The sequence below is a fragment of the Lacticaseibacillus pantheris DSM 15945 = JCM 12539 = NBRC 106106 genome (genome assembly GCF_001311175.1).
In the GTDB taxonomy this organism is placed as follows: domain Bacteria; phylum Bacillota; class Bacilli; order Lactobacillales; family Lactobacillaceae; genus Lacticaseibacillus; species Lacticaseibacillus pantheris.
Genome location: NZ_BBAI01000005.1, coordinates 1 through 13,889, shown reverse-complemented (window position 1 = coordinate 13,889; position 13,889 = coordinate 1). Strand labels below are relative to the sequence as shown.

11 protein-coding genes and 4 pseudogenes are annotated in these 13,889 nt (G+C 53.5%); 8 read left to right on the top strand and 7 right to left on the bottom strand.

Annotated elements, in window-relative coordinates; translation table 11 throughout:
* Positions 1-34 precede the first annotated feature (34 nt).
* Complete coding sequence (locus tag JCM12539_RS03010) at positions 35-433, top strand: pyridoxamine 5'-phosphate oxidase family protein (protein ID WP_054649154.1); 399 nt, start codon at positions 35-37, stop codon at positions 431-433.
* Between the two features lie 282 nt (positions 434-715).
* On the opposite strand, the gene JCM12539_RS03005 is transcribed toward JCM12539_RS03010, so the two are convergent.
* Positions 716-991, bottom strand: a complete 276-nt coding sequence (locus JCM12539_RS03005) for a hypothetical protein (RefSeq protein WP_225350213.1) — start codon at positions 989-991, stop codon at positions 716-718.
* A gap of 148 nt (positions 992-1,139) precedes the next feature.
* Positions 1,140-1,322: a type II toxin-antitoxin system HicA family toxin gene (locus tag JCM12539_RS12525; RefSeq protein ID WP_082405304.1), complete on the bottom strand. Its 183-nt coding sequence runs from the start codon at positions 1,320-1,322 to the stop codon at positions 1,140-1,142.
* Between the two features lie 191 nt (positions 1,323-1,513).
* Here JCM12539_RS12525 and JCM12539_RS03000 point away from each other — a divergent pair, with 191 nt between their 5' ends.
* Positions 1,514-2,521, top strand: coding sequence for a TMEM175 family protein (locus JCM12539_RS03000; protein WP_054649152.1), 1,008 nt, complete (start codon positions 1,514-1,516; stop codon positions 2,519-2,521).
* Between the two features lie 331 nt (positions 2,522-2,852).
* Here the strand turns inward: JCM12539_RS03000 and JCM12539_RS02995 are convergent, their stop codons facing one another.
* Both JCM12539_RS02995 and JCM12539_RS02990 read right to left on the bottom strand, forming a co-directional pair.
* A complete protein-coding gene (locus JCM12539_RS02995) occupies positions 2,853-4,424 on the bottom strand; it encodes an MFS transporter (protein WP_054649150.1) in 1,572 nt (523 codons plus the stop codon).
* A 2-nt stretch (positions 4,425-4,426) separates the two neighbouring features.
* Complete coding sequence (locus tag JCM12539_RS02990; RefSeq protein WP_054649148.1) at positions 4,427-4,984, bottom strand: PadR family transcriptional regulator; 558 nt, start codon at positions 4,982-4,984, stop codon at positions 4,427-4,429.
* A gap of 169 nt (positions 4,985-5,153) precedes the next feature.
* On the opposite strand from JCM12539_RS02990, the gene JCM12539_RS02985 reads away from it, so the two are divergent.
* Positions 5,154-6,119 (top strand): zinc-binding dehydrogenase, encoded by a 966-nt coding sequence (locus JCM12539_RS02985; protein WP_054649146.1) that lies wholly within the window; start codon positions 5,154-5,156, stop codon positions 6,117-6,119.
* Between the two features lie 82 nt (positions 6,120-6,201).
* The gene (locus JCM12539_RS02980; protein WP_054649145.1) at positions 6,202-6,684 is read left to right on the top strand and encodes a YbhB/YbcL family Raf kinase inhibitor-like protein; all 483 of its coding nucleotides are present in this window, start codon (positions 6,202-6,204) and stop codon (positions 6,682-6,684) included.
* A 191-nt stretch (positions 6,685-6,875) separates the two neighbouring features.
* On the opposite strand, the gene JCM12539_RS02975 is transcribed toward JCM12539_RS02980, so the two are convergent.
* The 3 genes and pseudogenes from JCM12539_RS02975 to JCM12539_RS15500 form a co-directional block, all read right to left on the bottom strand.
* Entirely contained in the window at positions 6,876-9,488 is a 2,613-nt protein-coding gene (locus tag JCM12539_RS02975; RefSeq protein ID WP_054649143.1) for an ABC transporter permease, read from the bottom strand.
* Between the two features lie 204 nt (positions 9,489-9,692).
* Positions 9,693-9,836, bottom strand: a pseudogene (locus JCM12539_RS15505) (ATP-binding cassette domain-containing protein); the annotation flags it as partial.
* A gap of 86 nt (positions 9,837-9,922) precedes the next feature.
* Positions 9,923-10,159 (bottom strand): annotated as a pseudogene (locus tag JCM12539_RS15500) (ATP-binding cassette domain-containing protein); the annotation flags it as partial.
* Between the two features lie 234 nt (positions 10,160-10,393).
* Here JCM12539_RS15500 and JCM12539_RS02965 point away from each other — a divergent pair.
* From JCM12539_RS02965 to JCM12539_RS02950, 4 genes and pseudogenes are all read left to right on the top strand, one after another.
* On the top strand, positions 10,394-11,263 hold the full coding sequence (locus tag JCM12539_RS02965) for a DMT family transporter (RefSeq protein WP_054649141.1): 870 nt from the start codon (positions 10,394-10,396) through the stop codon (positions 11,261-11,263).
* 179 nt (positions 11,264-11,442) lie between these two features.
* Positions 11,443-11,928 carry a flavodoxin gene (locus tag JCM12539_RS02960; protein WP_054649139.1) on the top strand — a complete coding sequence of 162 codons (486 nt, stop codon included), beginning with the start codon at positions 11,443-11,445 and terminating at the stop codon, positions 11,926-11,928.
* Positions 11,928-12,964 (top strand): annotated as a pseudogene (locus JCM12539_RS02955) (zinc-dependent alcohol dehydrogenase family protein). The gene JCM12539_RS02960 and the pseudogene JCM12539_RS02955 overlap by 1 nt, the downstream one beginning before the upstream one ends.
* Positions 12,965-12,978: 14 nt before the next feature.
* Positions 12,979-13,844 (top strand): annotated as a pseudogene (locus tag JCM12539_RS02950) (aldo/keto reductase).
* Positions 13,845-13,889: the final 45 nt, after the last annotated feature.

Sequence of the window (13,889 nt, the reverse complement as noted above, 5' to 3'; positions counted from 1 at the left end):
TGTACACTAAAACTGCAGATGGGAGATTTTCAAAATGGCAAATCTTACAGAAGACATGAAAAACATGCTGGGCACTCAGCTGTCCTTCCTCGCAACTACCGGTGTGGACGGCAAGCCCCAGGTTGGCCCTAAGGGTTCGTTGCACGTCTACGACGATTCACACTTAATCTACTTTGAGCACACCTTCCGCCAGGCATTCGACAACCTCACCAATAACCACATGGCGGCGGTAGCGGTAGTCGATCGCGACGCGCAGAAGGGCTTCCGGTTTGAGGGTACGGCACACATTCACGAGGGCGACGACCTAGCCAACGACATTCTGGGTAAAACCAAAATCTTTGAACGGTTCCCACGTGCTGCCGTGGTGATCATCGACATCGAGCGCATCTACAAATTGGATAATACGCTGGAAGCAGGCGTACAGCTCGCATAAGCTTTGAGGATACAAAGCGGCGCTACAACCTTGGTGGTTGTGGCGCCTTTTTTTGTAGATAGTGGAGGCTCGCGGTTAGAAACTGTACGGTAACAAAAAAAGGGCCCCCAGCCGGTGAACAGGGAGTCCTCATGATGCGTCAGCAAAACTTGTTTGTCTGTTTAAAAACGTTTACAAGACACTATTTTACACTTTTTGTAAGCGAATGCAAGGGTGTATACCAATGATTTTGAAATTGTTTTCATGGGTGGAAAACAACACCACCACTTTGGGTCTATCTGCTCACCCCAGCAGCCGCTCCTTCAGTGCTTCGGTCAACGTGAGCGAAAAGTTGATCTTTTGCTCCATCCCCAAATCGTTGAGGTATGCCGGAATCGTGAGTGTCTTCTTCACGCTCCGATTTGCATCACGTTCACGGGTAATTCGCGTATCCACTTCAATTGGCACGAGTAGACCCTGAGCCGCGGGCAGCAGTGTTTCAGCATCGCTCGCTGGTGGTAACCGATCGCCATCGTCCTCCATCACAACCAGGTAACCGCTCAACGCGTCGTTGGCCATATGCAACGCCTCCGCAAGGTTATTACCGTATGTGGCCACATTGGCGCCAAATCAGGAAACGTAACTTCAAACTGGCCCTGTTCGTTCTTAACAAAATCCGCAAAGTATATACATCGCATTAGAAATTCTTCCTTCCTCTTTGACTACGTTAACGCAAATGTACCTGCTTCAAAATCGTATTCAAAGTACCCTTGGGAATATCTTTTCGCGGATGGGGCACTGTCACCTTGCTTGGAAGAGACGGATGCTTAAAGTAACGGTGATTACCCGTAGAATAATCCTCGTACCAGCCTTTACTTTTCAGCATCTTAATTAACCTGCGTGAGTCCAATTGGCAAAACTCTCCTCAATGAATTTTAGCACGTGCCTTTACACGTGTCATTAATTAGACACGTACCCACCCAGTAATCTCGCTATATCCTTGCTTTCTACTTTAGTGCATTACCAAATAGCCATCGCTCACTTGTACATCCCCCCATTTACGCCTAAAATAACACCATTAAGTAAATACGAGGTCACACGATGGAAAAACTCAAAAACCGTCTGGACGCCTTTAGCGACGCGATTATCGCCATCATCATTACCATTATGGTTTTGGACATCCCCCCGGTGCTACACGATTCACTAACTAACTACATGCAGTTGGGCAAATCAGTGGGCGTGTACTTTATCAGTTTTATTTTTATCGCCAACATGTGGTATCAGCACGGCACCGCGTTCAGTGAAATCAGCACCATGACCTACCGCATCATTATTTTGGACATGCTGTTCCTGATGCCACTATCATTGATGCCGCTGTTGACCAACATGATGGCCAGCAACACCACCCGTATCACGGTGCTACTTTATGGTGTCCTGCAGTTAGTGGTGAACATCCTCTTCCGCTACCTGGCAAAGGCGATTATCCACCTGCAATACACCGAGGCCAAGGAGATGCGCAACGTCTACCAGAAGATTTATGGCAACAGCAACCTGATTATGGATGGACTCAGCTTTGCTGCCCTGATCATGGCGTTTATCCAACCGGAGCTGTCACTGTTCGTGTTCCTGGCCTATCCGGTCGTCATGTTTTTGCTCAACAGTTCCGCGCGCCAGGAAATGTACGATGTGGCCGCCCTGCCTGAGGAACAGCAACGCGACTTCACCAAACTGTCTGGGACCGACCTCCGCGATTTTCGCAAGGCTCAACGTGAGTTTTGGCGCAACGCGCGCCAGTCGGCGGATACCGATGACACGACGGAAACGGGTAACCGCAAAGTCGCGCAAGCTACCACTGCCAACCCGGACGACGCTACGCCAGTCACTCCACCAACCGCGGATGAAGGTGCCGTGCCGCAAAACGTCTCGTCGTGGCTCGACCAGAACGTTGATCCTAGCGTGCAGCGCCAGTTTTACCAGCGGTTCGCTGACATGACGCCGGAACAAAAGGCGAAAATCGAACAACGCATGGCGCAAAGAATGCAACGTTGGTTTGACCAGCGGCGCCAACCACACGAACATCCCCAACGTCCACGTAAAAATCAGCACTAAAGCGTCAACCAACGCAAATTAAAAGCTCCCCAGTTATCAGACCTAACCGATAACTGGGGAGCTTTTAATCATCTTGCGGTAATTTTTCCGGTTAAACACCAAATTGCCACGGGCCTTTGCAAATTGAGTCCACTGGAATCGTTGACAAGTACTAACAAATCAGTATTCGTATTCAAACCGTACGTTTTTAAACACGTCAATCGAACGTACGTTCGGTATACTAATGTTATCCCCTAATTGAACCAGCAAAGTAAGGTGCTGCCCCTGAAACTATCAACGTAAAACGACTTATCACAGCAGGCAATTGACCTGCCCGCCATCCAGCCACACGTTAATCATCAGTCTGCGCATCCGCAGAAACCTGATTCCGCATCAATGCCAACGCCGCAACACTCCCAATGACCACCACAACAGCAGCACAAAGGGCAACGGCAGACATCCCCCGGTCGTACGCCCGAATCACCACCTGCCGCACCGCGTGGGCAAAGGGTGTCTTGGCGAGCTGTGCGGACCACGCAATACTATGCCCCGAGAACGGCCCGGCCGTCACCAAGGCCGAATGGATCCCGTCCGCCATCTTTGCGGGCATACCAGTGCTACTTAGGTGCGCACTCAGATACTGCTCGTAGCGTGTGTCCTGCACCAGACCGAAGCCGACAACCCCGACCGTGGTACCTAATTGGCGAAAGACGTTGAGCAGCCCCGACGCCATCCCCATTTCTTGCGGAGCGACGCCCTCCATGCCCGCGGTATTCAGTAGCGGGTTAACCATACCATTGGTAATCCCAATTAGAATCATCCCCGGCCACAGGTTGGCAAAGCTGACCTGCGGACCAACAGCGTTCGCAATCACCAGGAAGCCCATCGCCCCCACTAGCAGACTGAACCCAATCAGCCGCTTCTTGGGGAACTTTGCCCCTAAGATACCCGTTAGTGGTCCCAGAATTAGGGACCAGATACTGATGGTCAACTGACGCACTCCGGTATCAAACGCCGAATAACCAATGTAGTTCTGCATCAATGCGGTCAGGAACGTGTTGAACGAGTATATACCCGCCCCCAAAGCGAAGGCCACGACCACCGTACCGATAAAATGCGGCTTCTTGAAGAACGCCACGTTCATCATCGGTTGTTCCAAACGACTCTCAACCACCACAAAAATCACGAGCAACACTAGACCGGCAACCAACCAGCCACTAACCTGAAGTTCCAGCCACGACCAGTGCGGATGGGATTCCTTGGTAATCAACCCGTAGATTAGGCTAAACAAACCGGCGGCTGACAATACCATCCCCCATAGATCAACGCGTTCGTTTTTACCGTAACTCGGCGTTTCCTGCACAAAAATGATGGTCATGATGACCGTAATGATGCCCACAGGAACGTTAACGTAGAAAATCGATGGCCAGCCAAAGTGTTCAACTAAATAGCCCCCGATTAACGGTCCCGAAGCTGAGGATATCCCAATGACCGACCCCAGAATACCCAAAGCGGTACCGCGCTGGCGCCCCTCAAAGTTTGACGCCACCAGCGCCATGGCGAGCGAGTTCATCCCCGCACCCCCGATGGCCTGCACGCCACGACCGATATCGAGGACCAATAAACTTGGTGCCATCCCGTTAACAGCGGACGCAACGACAAATAGAATGAGCGAACCCAAAAATATTTTCTTGCGTCCGTACATATCCCCCAATTTAGACATAATCATTAGTGAGACCGCATAAACCAAGGTGTACGCGTTCAATACCCACTGTAGACTCGTAAACGTTGTGTTAAACTGCCGCACCATGGTCGGCAACGCGACATTAACAACCGTGACGTCAAGTAGCCCCATGAACGTGCCTAAGCTCATTGCCGTTAGGGCCAACCAGCGGTGAGGATGTTTATTTGTACCATTATCCATAATTAATTTTCCTTCTTTACTGCGAGTGCAATTTTGCGCCGACAACCAGCAATCCACCGTTGCTTAGTCTCAGATAGCGCAATACTCAAGTCTAAAGTTTGAATAGTCCATTCCAAATGTTCGGCGCGGGACTCATCAACGTGGAGCTTTTGCTGTAGATGATTACGTGAACGAATAAATTCATCTAAATCTTGCTGAACGGTATCGGCAAAGGCATCCAGAATTTCTATCTGTACGTCCGGCTGAATCTCACCAAACGCACGAATTTTAAATCGATACACTGATTCACGCTTACCATCAGCCACCACGGGTGCGGACATCATCTCTTGAAAGTGTTCCCGACCACGGTCCGTTATGTGTGCGGTTTTTTCACCGCGGGCACTGTCAGGATCCGCAGACTGAATAATATAACCGTCATCTTCGAGCTTACGCAGTAGCGGATACATGACCCCATTGGATATTTCTCGTCGCGGCACCAAGCTATTGCCGAGAATTTTACGCAACTTATACCCCGACATACTCCTTGACATCAGCGTACCCAAAATTAACAGTTCATACATGCTTATCCTCCATATGTCGAAACGACATGTATGAGTATAGGTCATTACGACTCATTGTACAAGTACATTATATATATTTTTTTTAACTGTAAATTCAGGGTATAATACTCTGAATTGAACTAAAATAAAGTTAGTAGCTCGTCAATCATCAGAAAAGGAAGTGTTATCTATGCGCGCAATTGTTCTACACCATCCCGGTGGTCCAGAAGCCCTGTCTTACGAAGAGGTCCCCACCCCTTCCACCAAGCCCGGCTGGTCGCTCATTAAAGTTCGCGGCTTTGGGATTAATCGCTCCGAAATTTTCACCCGCAACGGCTGGTCTCCAGCCGTCCAGTTGCCACGCATTCTGGGCATTGAAGCAGTCGGCACCGTAGTGGAAACCACCGATGAGGTCAACCTCCCCGAAGGCCAGACCGTTATCAGCATCATGGGTGAAATGGGCCGGGCATTTGATGGTGGTTATGCGGAGTACGCATTGTTACCAAATGACCAACTATACCCAGTGCACACTAACCTGTCCTGGGCAGAACTAGCAGCCGTCCCCGAAACCTATTACACTGCTTACGGTTCGTTAATGTCGCTATTCCTGCAACCACATGACCACCTGCTCATTCGCGGCGCAACCAGTGGTGTGGGCACCGCGGCCGCAAAGTTGGCCCGGGCAATCCAAAACGACGTGGTCATTACCGGTACTACCCGTAAGCCCGCTAAGAAGGAGCGCCTGCTACAGACCCCCATTGATGATGTTGTCATCGAACGGGACGGGGAGCTAGAAACCGAGAATCAGTACAATAAGATTCTCGAATTAGTTGGACCAAAGACGATGCAAGATTCATTGGCACACCTGGCTGGTCCTGGCGGCGTGATGTGTATCACCGGTGAGTTAGGTGGCGAATGGTCAACCAAGGATTTTGATCCGATTGCCAGCATCCCCAGTGGCAGTTACCTCACCGCCTTTAACTCGGGTAAGGTAACTGAATTCGCCCTGAACGCGATGTTGCACCTCATCGAGGAAGCCCACATCGACGTGCACCCAACGAAAGTTTTCGACCTTGAGCACACCGCCGACGCCCATGCATTTTTGGACAGTGCGGATAGCTTTGGCAAAGTGGTAGTACTGCCCTTCGGTGAATAGTTAACCGTGGGACTTAATTTGTCCCGTCGCCCTTTTGGGTGTACAGTAAGGGCAATTAATATCCACGTTGGAAGGTGTTACCGTGCTATCACTACTTGTTTCCAGTCCCGAATTCCACAACGGTCATACTATGCGCTACGACAATTCCGCATGGGGTGGTGACCACAGTCCCGAGATACACATCATGGGGGTACCCGCCAAAGCGGCCACCCTGGCCGTCACCATGGTGGATGAGGACGTGCTGGGACACCACCAGCACCCGCACTGGGTAATGTGGAACATCGACCCTCGTGACCGTATCCCGGGACACATTCTACCGGGGAAGCACGTCACGGAGATTATGGGGGCCGTGCAGGGCGAAGTTCTTGGTCGACACGGTTACTGCGGACCCAAGCCAACGTGGTTACGGCGCATCACGCACCACTACGTATTTACAGTTTATGCACTGGATAACCGCCTATCGTTACCTACGAGGGCCAATTACCACGACTTTATCCACTGCATTCGTGGTCACGTCTTGTGCCACGGGTCGTTAACGGGGCTATTCAGTCCGGCAAATAAATAATTTATCCACAATAATAGGGACTAGCAATCACCGCAAGCGGCGTTGCTAGTCCCTATTTCTGTGGACAACATTGATGCGGCGATCACTTTCTCCCCATAATCGACGTCGTATCATGGATAACCACAGGTAATACCCACATTATGGGGATAAAGTGGCCGTCCTCCACTCTATATCTGCGTTTTTATCCACACCTAGTCCGTCCGCGCGGCCAAAGCTTCCACCATATCCACACGTTGTAGACGACGATGCGTTACCCACATCACGATGGCGGTAAATCCAGCCGTCAGTACGGCCGCCAATAGATACCCCGGCCAGTGGATAATCAGTGGGAAGACAATCTGGGCAGAGGCTGCCTGCCGCAAAATGAACGCGGTCAGGCCATTGCCCAGCAGGAAGCCCGCCAAAATGCCCACAACGGTCAAGATGATATTTTCGCGCACGATGTACATGGTCACTTCACCGTCGTAAAAACCGAGCACCTTGATTGTAGATAACTCCCGCATCCGCTCCGATACGTTGATATTGGTCAGGTTGTACAGCACAACGAACGACAGTAATCCACTCAGGACAATAATGATGACAATGAAGGTGTCCATGCTGCTACTCATCTGTTCCAAAGTCGCCCGCTGGTCGTCCGCATAGCTCGTATTAATCACGCCGCCATTACGCAACAATTGCTCTGCCAGGTGACGCCGCTGTTGTGCGGTTTGGGCCGTCGTCTTCACCAACAATGCGTTGGTCTGCGCACTACGCCCAAATGCCGCCCGGTAACCAGACTTCGTCATGTAAGCAAATTGGCCCGTGTAATTCTGCGCAATTGCCCGCACCCGGACCTTCGCGGAGCGGCCGTTCGTTAGCTTAATGGTCACGCGACTGCCCACGGTGGCGTCCAGCGTGGTTGCAGCTTTCTGCGTCAGCACTACTCCCCGCTGCGGTAGTCTAATCGACTGTCCCTTGGTCGTCTCCACGTTCACGTAACCCGTCAAATTATTGGTCGCAGTGGGCACAAAGAAGCTGACCGAACCAACACTGTGTCCATGGGCCTGAACTTTGACTGTATTCGCAGTGACGGTGGCACTACGCTGGTAATGCTGATTCTGCCGTAACACTTTACGTGCCTGGGCCGGGGTCCCTTTGTCGCTCAACGTCGCCACCGCGCTATACCGAATAATGTCGTTAAACTGACGCGTACCCGCGCCACTAATCGAATCGCGAATACCAAATCCGGTCACGATGAGTCCGGCACCACCAGCGATCCCAATGATGGTCATCACCATCCGGGACTTAAACCGAAACAGGTTGCGGTAGCTGACTTTGCGGTTGAATGATAGCCGCCGCCAGAGTGGCGTAATCCGTTCCAACAAAATCCGCTTGCCTGCTTTGGGTGCCTTGGGCTGCATGAGTTCTGCCGGCTTGGCCCGCAACTCGGTGGTCACCGCGACCACAACCGCACCAACCGTCGCAATCAGCGCAAAGATCAACGCCAGCGCAATGTTCGACCACTGGAGGTTAATCACGGCCGTACGCACAATCGACGTGTTACTGCCCGACATTTGCACCACGAGCCGTGGCAACAACTCGCTACCAATCGCGGCGCCCAAAGTGGTACCGATTATTGCGGCTAGTAGCGCGTAAATATAGTAATTGCGGCTAATTGCCACGCTGCCGTACCCGAGGGCCTTCATGGTGCCCAGCTGGCTGCGGTCCTCAGCCACCATCCGCGAGATGGTGGTAAACGTAATTAACGCCGCAATCAGGAAGAAGAACACGGGAAAGACGTTACCGATGGCGGCAATCCGTTCCGCCGACTCACCGTAGTCCGCAAAGCCACTCAGGTCATGTCGCGTACCATAGCTCAACGTCGGCTTGGCCACCTTGGCCTTGATGGTGCGCTGTGCGTCCTCCAACTGCGTGATGGCCGCAGTAAGCTTGGTGCGTTGTTGCGTCACGTCCGCGCTCGTTGCCCCCGCCGCACTGGCTTGGTCCAGTTGCTGCAACGTCGCTCGCGCTTCGGAGAGTTGCCCGTCAACTTTTTGGCTGGCAGTTCGAATCAACTCCTGCCGCCGCGCCGTTGCCCGCCCACGCAGGGCCCGCTTGATTGCCACAACTTTATCATCCACCCGGTTTTGGTACGCGTCGCTAAAACTGTTGCCGTGCGTTAAACCGGCAAAGTAAAAGCCGATACTGGTATACACATCAACATCAACGTTCGACGCGGTGACGTACGCAAAGTAGGCCACTTGCCCGTTACCGATGTTGGCGTTGCCGCGGTTGTAGGTCGAATCGAGGTACTGCGGTGACTCCACAAAGCCAACGACCCTGTAAGTGCGCCGCTTGAGCTGACTCGTCTTGGCAAAGCGGTACGTACTACCAATCCGGTAGCGGCCGTAGTCCCGGGCCCGGGCGTCTAAAACAATTTCGTTTACGCGCCGTGGCAACCGCCCACTCTTGACGATTATTTGGTTCAGCTGCCGGTTATTGGTGTACCCAGACACCGCAACCACGGAGTCGTCCGTGCTGGCTAGGGCAAAGACGCTCTTAGCCGCCATGACCTGGGCACCTTTGACCTGCCGGGCAGCCCGTAAATCAGCCTTAGTCAGTCCCGCCGTGCTCGTCAGGGTCACGTCCGCCAGACGCTGCTGGTCCACCATCGTCGTCGCGGAATCCGTGTAGGCCGGGCCAATACCCTTCACGCCGACGAAGACCAACACGCCGAGCATAATAATTAAAATGATGGCAATAAATCGACCCAAGCTTTGCCGAATACTGCGGCCCAGCATGGTGTTTAGAATTGATTGATACATGCGGTCACCCCACTACCACTCCACGGCGTCCACCGATAGCGGCTCCTCGTTGTCAGTCACGCTCCGCACCTGGGCGTCGTTAATCCGGATGACCCGGTCCGCCATCTTCGCAATCTCAGCGTTATGCGTGATGATGACCACGGTTTTACCGTCACGGTGACTCGCATCCGCCAGTAAACGTAGCACCTGTTTACCGGTCTGGTAGTCCAGGGCCCCCGTTGGTTCGTCGGCCAGCAGCAATTGCGGGTTTTTCGCCAACGCCCGGGCAATGGCCACACGTTGCTGTTCACCACCGGAAAGCTGCGCCGGAAAATTATCCAGGCGGGCGCCGAGACCCACCGCACGCAAAGTATCGTCCGCATCCAGGCGTCCGGCACTAGTGAGGCCGCCATCTCAACGTTTTCGCGCGTCGTCAGGTTGGGGATGAGGTTGTAAAACTGGAAGATAAAGCCCACGGCCCGCCGTCGGTACTCAGTGAGTTCCTTAGCGTTAAACTGCGCGATATCGGTCCCATCCACTATCACTTGACCACTGGTAGGCGAGTCCATTCCACCCAAAATGTTCAGCACCGTCGACTTACCCGCACCGCTGGGGCCCAAAATGACGGTGAGCGCCCCGGCCTCAATGTCAAAGCTGAGCGCATTATTCGCCACAATTTTGGTGTCGCCCATTTGGTAAACTTTAGACTCTTCCTTGACCTCAATGTACGCCATATTGTTTTCCCTCCGTCAGTTCGCCTTTAACCATTAGTATACCGCGTTGCACCCACTTTTCAGCCTCAACCACTGGCAAAAAAAATGCGGTTCACGTCACGCGCCACAAATTAATTGCTATACTTAGAAGCATCGGCCTCACCCGGGCGCACAACTTTGCCCGGTGGTCATTCGTCTCTGGGGGAAAGAAACTTGAAAAAATCGACAAACGGCGGCGTTGCCCTGCGCGCTGCAATTGGCACCACCATGTGGGGTGTCGGTGGCATCCTTAGCAACATCATCTTCAACACCAGTCACGCCACACCCGCATGGCTGGTCAGCATGCGACTCACCTGGGCGGGGCTAGCCATGCTCGCATACGGACTGATCACCCACCAACCATTGCTACGGGTGTGGCGGAACCGTGCCGACGCGCTCCGCCTCATCGCCTTTGGTATCGTGGGCGTCGCCATGGCCCAATTTAGCTACCTCCTCGCGATTTTCTACGGTAATGCCGCCATCGCGACCATCATGCTCTCGCTCGTTCCGGCCATGATCACCGTGGTGGTTTGCGTCAGCGACCGCATGTGGCCCCGGCCCATCGACACAATCGCCATTACCATTGCGCTCATCGGTGTATTCTTCCTGGTCACTGACGGCAACGTTACGCAGCTACACGTTGCCCCGCTCGCCGTCCTGTGGGGCCTGGTTGCGGCCGTCACCGGCGCGGCGTACACGTTGCTGCCACGACCATTGTTGCAGCACGAGCCGCCACTGGTCATCGTCGCCTGGGGCCTCGTGATTGGCGGGTTCCTGATGAACTGGATTACCCCCGTCTGGCGCGTACCCACGGGGCTACACGCGTGGTCGTGGTTATTCATCGCCTTCATCATTTTCGGGGCGACTTTCCTCGCGTACATTCTCTACGTGTCCAGCCTCAAAACGCTGCGCCCCGCAATTGCCAGCATGATCGGCAACTTGGAGCCCCTCACCGCCACGATTCTATCCATTATCTTCTTGGCGCTGGGTTTCCACTTCCTACAGTTCGCCGGGATTGTCTTGGTACTAGCGCGGTGTGCATGATGAGTTGGGTACCGAAGAAGCAGCGTGTATAGTCAAGGTCTAACGGCATACCATGGTCCAGTTTGCTGGGGCTTTTTTTGTTGTCTAACCGTAGAAAGTACCTATTAATTTTAAATTGCCCTTGCCTTACACCAACTGTAAGGCACTATGATAATCACAACAGTTGGGAGGCATTCAGAGTGAACAAAATACTAATTGTCGATTATTCGTGGTCGGGCCACACCGCCACGCTGGCCCAAACAATCAGCGACATGGTTGCGTCCGACCGTTACCAAATCCAGGTGCAACCGAGCACCTTTGCCAAAGATATGTACGCAACGTCAGACACTGCGCAGCAACAACTACAATCGGGAAATCTACCAACACTCGTTCAACCACTACCAGATTGCAACAACTACGATGTGATCCTGGTTGGTGGCCCGGTTTGGTCCGGTAAGCCCGCCACACCGATTATGAGTTTTCTCAGTACGGTCGACACTGGCAATGCGCTGTTGGCCCCGTTTTACACTCATGCCGGTACGGCCGGTGAATACGAGGCAACTTTTAAACAGTTTGCTGGAACGCGACCCGTTGCCACTGGGTTAGGCATTACCGGAAACGCGGTTGACGCCGCCAACCCGAAAATTAAGTCATGGCTCGAACAATTATTGAAGGAGGAAAAATAATGCGCACTACTATATTTGAAGAAAAGGGGCACGTGGCCGTTCAAGACCTGCCCATGCCTGAAATCGAACAACCCACTGATGCCGTCATTAAGGTACTCCGCGCCTGCGTCTGCGGCTCTGACCTGTGGTGGTTCCGGGGACTCGCCCAACGCGAACCTGGTTCACCTGTGGGTCATGAGGCAATCGGTGTCGTTCAATCAGTCGGGGCGGAAGTAACCCACGTCCAACCGGGTGACTTCGTGATCCTGCCGTTTACCCACGGTTGTGGGCACTGTGCGGCCTGTCGCGCAGGCTTTGAAGGTAACTGCCTCAACGCCCAGGAACACGGCTCCAGTGGTTTCCAGGGCGAATACGTTCGCTTTACCCTGGCCGACTGGTCGCTGGTTAAAATTCCCGGCCAGCCAGAAGATTACACGGACGAACAGCTCAACGACTTGTTGGCACTGTCGGACGTCATGGCCACCGGCTACCACGCTGCGGCTAGCGCCGAGGTCAAACCCGGCGACACCGTAGTCGTTATGGGCGACGGCGCAGTTGGCCTGTGTGGTGTGATTGCGGCCAAGTTGATGGGTGCAACGCGCATCATCGCTATGAGCCGCCACGCCGACCGCCAAGCTTTGGCCCGAGAATTTGGCGCTACGGATATCGTTGAGGAACGTGGCGACGACGCCGTTCGCAAGGTCCTGGACATGACTGACGGCGGTGCTGACGCCGTTCTCGAATGCGTCGGCACGGCGCTATCCGTGGATACTGCCATCAAAGTCGCCCGGCCGGTACCGTCGTCGGCCGTGTTGGTGTACCACAAGAAGCGACAAACGCTAACGCCACACCATTTTGGACCAACGTTGGCCTGCGCGGCGGTATTGCTTCCGTCACCACGTACGACCGCGCCGTCTTACTCGACGCGGTGCTGCAGGGCCAAATCCACCCAGGCCACGTCTTTACCCAGCGCTTTGACCTAGCCGACGTGCAACAGGCCTACGAAGCAATGGACCAGCGTACAGCGATCAAGTCACTATTAATTGTAAGCAAATAATCGGGGGGTATTTTATGACAACAATTCCATCCTTCACCTTAAATGACGGCAACCAGATGCCCGCATTCGGTTTCGGGACGTTCCAAATTCCGGCGGACGGCTCGACCAAAGCAGCGGTGGCTACCGCCTTACGTCTCGGTTACCGCCACATCGATACCGCCGCAGCATACTTTAACGAACGAGAGGTCGGCCAGGCCATCGCCGAGTCCGGCATCCCCCGCGACCAAATTTGGGTCACCAGCAAACTATGGCTTCAAGACTATGGCTTTGAAGCCGCCAGGACGGGCATCGACACTTCTTTGCAAAAACTCGGCCTCGACTACATCGATTTGTACCTATTACACCAGCCATATGGGGATGTTCCCGGAGCCTGGCGGGCCTTAGAAGCGGGGCAACAGGCCGGCAAGATTCGCTCCATCGGTATTTCTAACGTCACGCCACGGCTGTGGGCAAAGTTCGTTCCTGACTTTGACGTACGGCCGGCAGTGAACCAGGTTGAATTCAACCCTTACTTCCAGCAACAACCATTGCGTGCCCTAATGGCCTCCACACAGACGGTGTTGGAGGCGTGGGCGCCACTGGGTCAGGGCAACCCTGAACTGTTCCAGGAGCCAGTCATCCAGCGCTAGCCACCAAGTACAAGAAAGATGCCGGCCAGATTATCCTGCGTTTCGAGTACCAGTCCGACGTCGTGGTGTTCCCTAAGTCAGTGCATGAAGCACGCATTGCTTCCAATCAGAACATCTTCGACTTTGCCCTAACCGACGATGAAATGGCCACAATGCAAGCGCTGGACAAAGGCCACGGCCGTCACGATCCTGACGCGCCAGGTGTGGCTAAGCGACTATTGGGCGCCTTCGATGTCCACGCCGATCAATAGCGGTACAACAATTGTCATTTGACCTAATATACGCAAACACGCGCC

Bases quoted from the DNA above. Each gene is read 5' to 3' on its own strand.
- JCM12539_RS03010 (WP_054649154.1), top strand. From the start codon at position 35: ATGGCAAATCTTACAGAAGACATGAAAAACATGCTGGGCACTCAGCTG.
- JCM12539_RS03005 (WP_225350213.1), bottom strand. From the start codon at position 991: ATGGCCAACGACGCGTTGAGCGGTTACCTGGTTGTGATGGAGGACGAT.
- JCM12539_RS03000 (WP_054649152.1), top strand. From the start codon at position 1,514: ATGGAAAAACTCAAAAACCGTCTGGACGCCTTTAGCGACGCGATTATC.
- JCM12539_RS02995 (WP_054649150.1), bottom strand. From the start codon at position 4,424: ATGGATAATGGTACAAATAAACATCCTCACCGCTGGTTGGCCCTAACG.
- JCM12539_RS02990 (WP_054649148.1), bottom strand. From the start codon at position 4,984: ATGTATGAACTGTTAATTTTGGGTACGCTGATGTCAAGGAGTATGTCG.
- JCM12539_RS02985 (WP_054649146.1), top strand. From the start codon at position 5,154: ATGCGCGCAATTGTTCTACACCATCCCGGTGGTCCAGAAGCCCTGTCT.
- JCM12539_RS02975 (WP_054649143.1), bottom strand. From the start codon at position 9,488: ATGTATCAATCAATTCTAAACACCATGCTGGGCCGCAGTATTCGGCAA.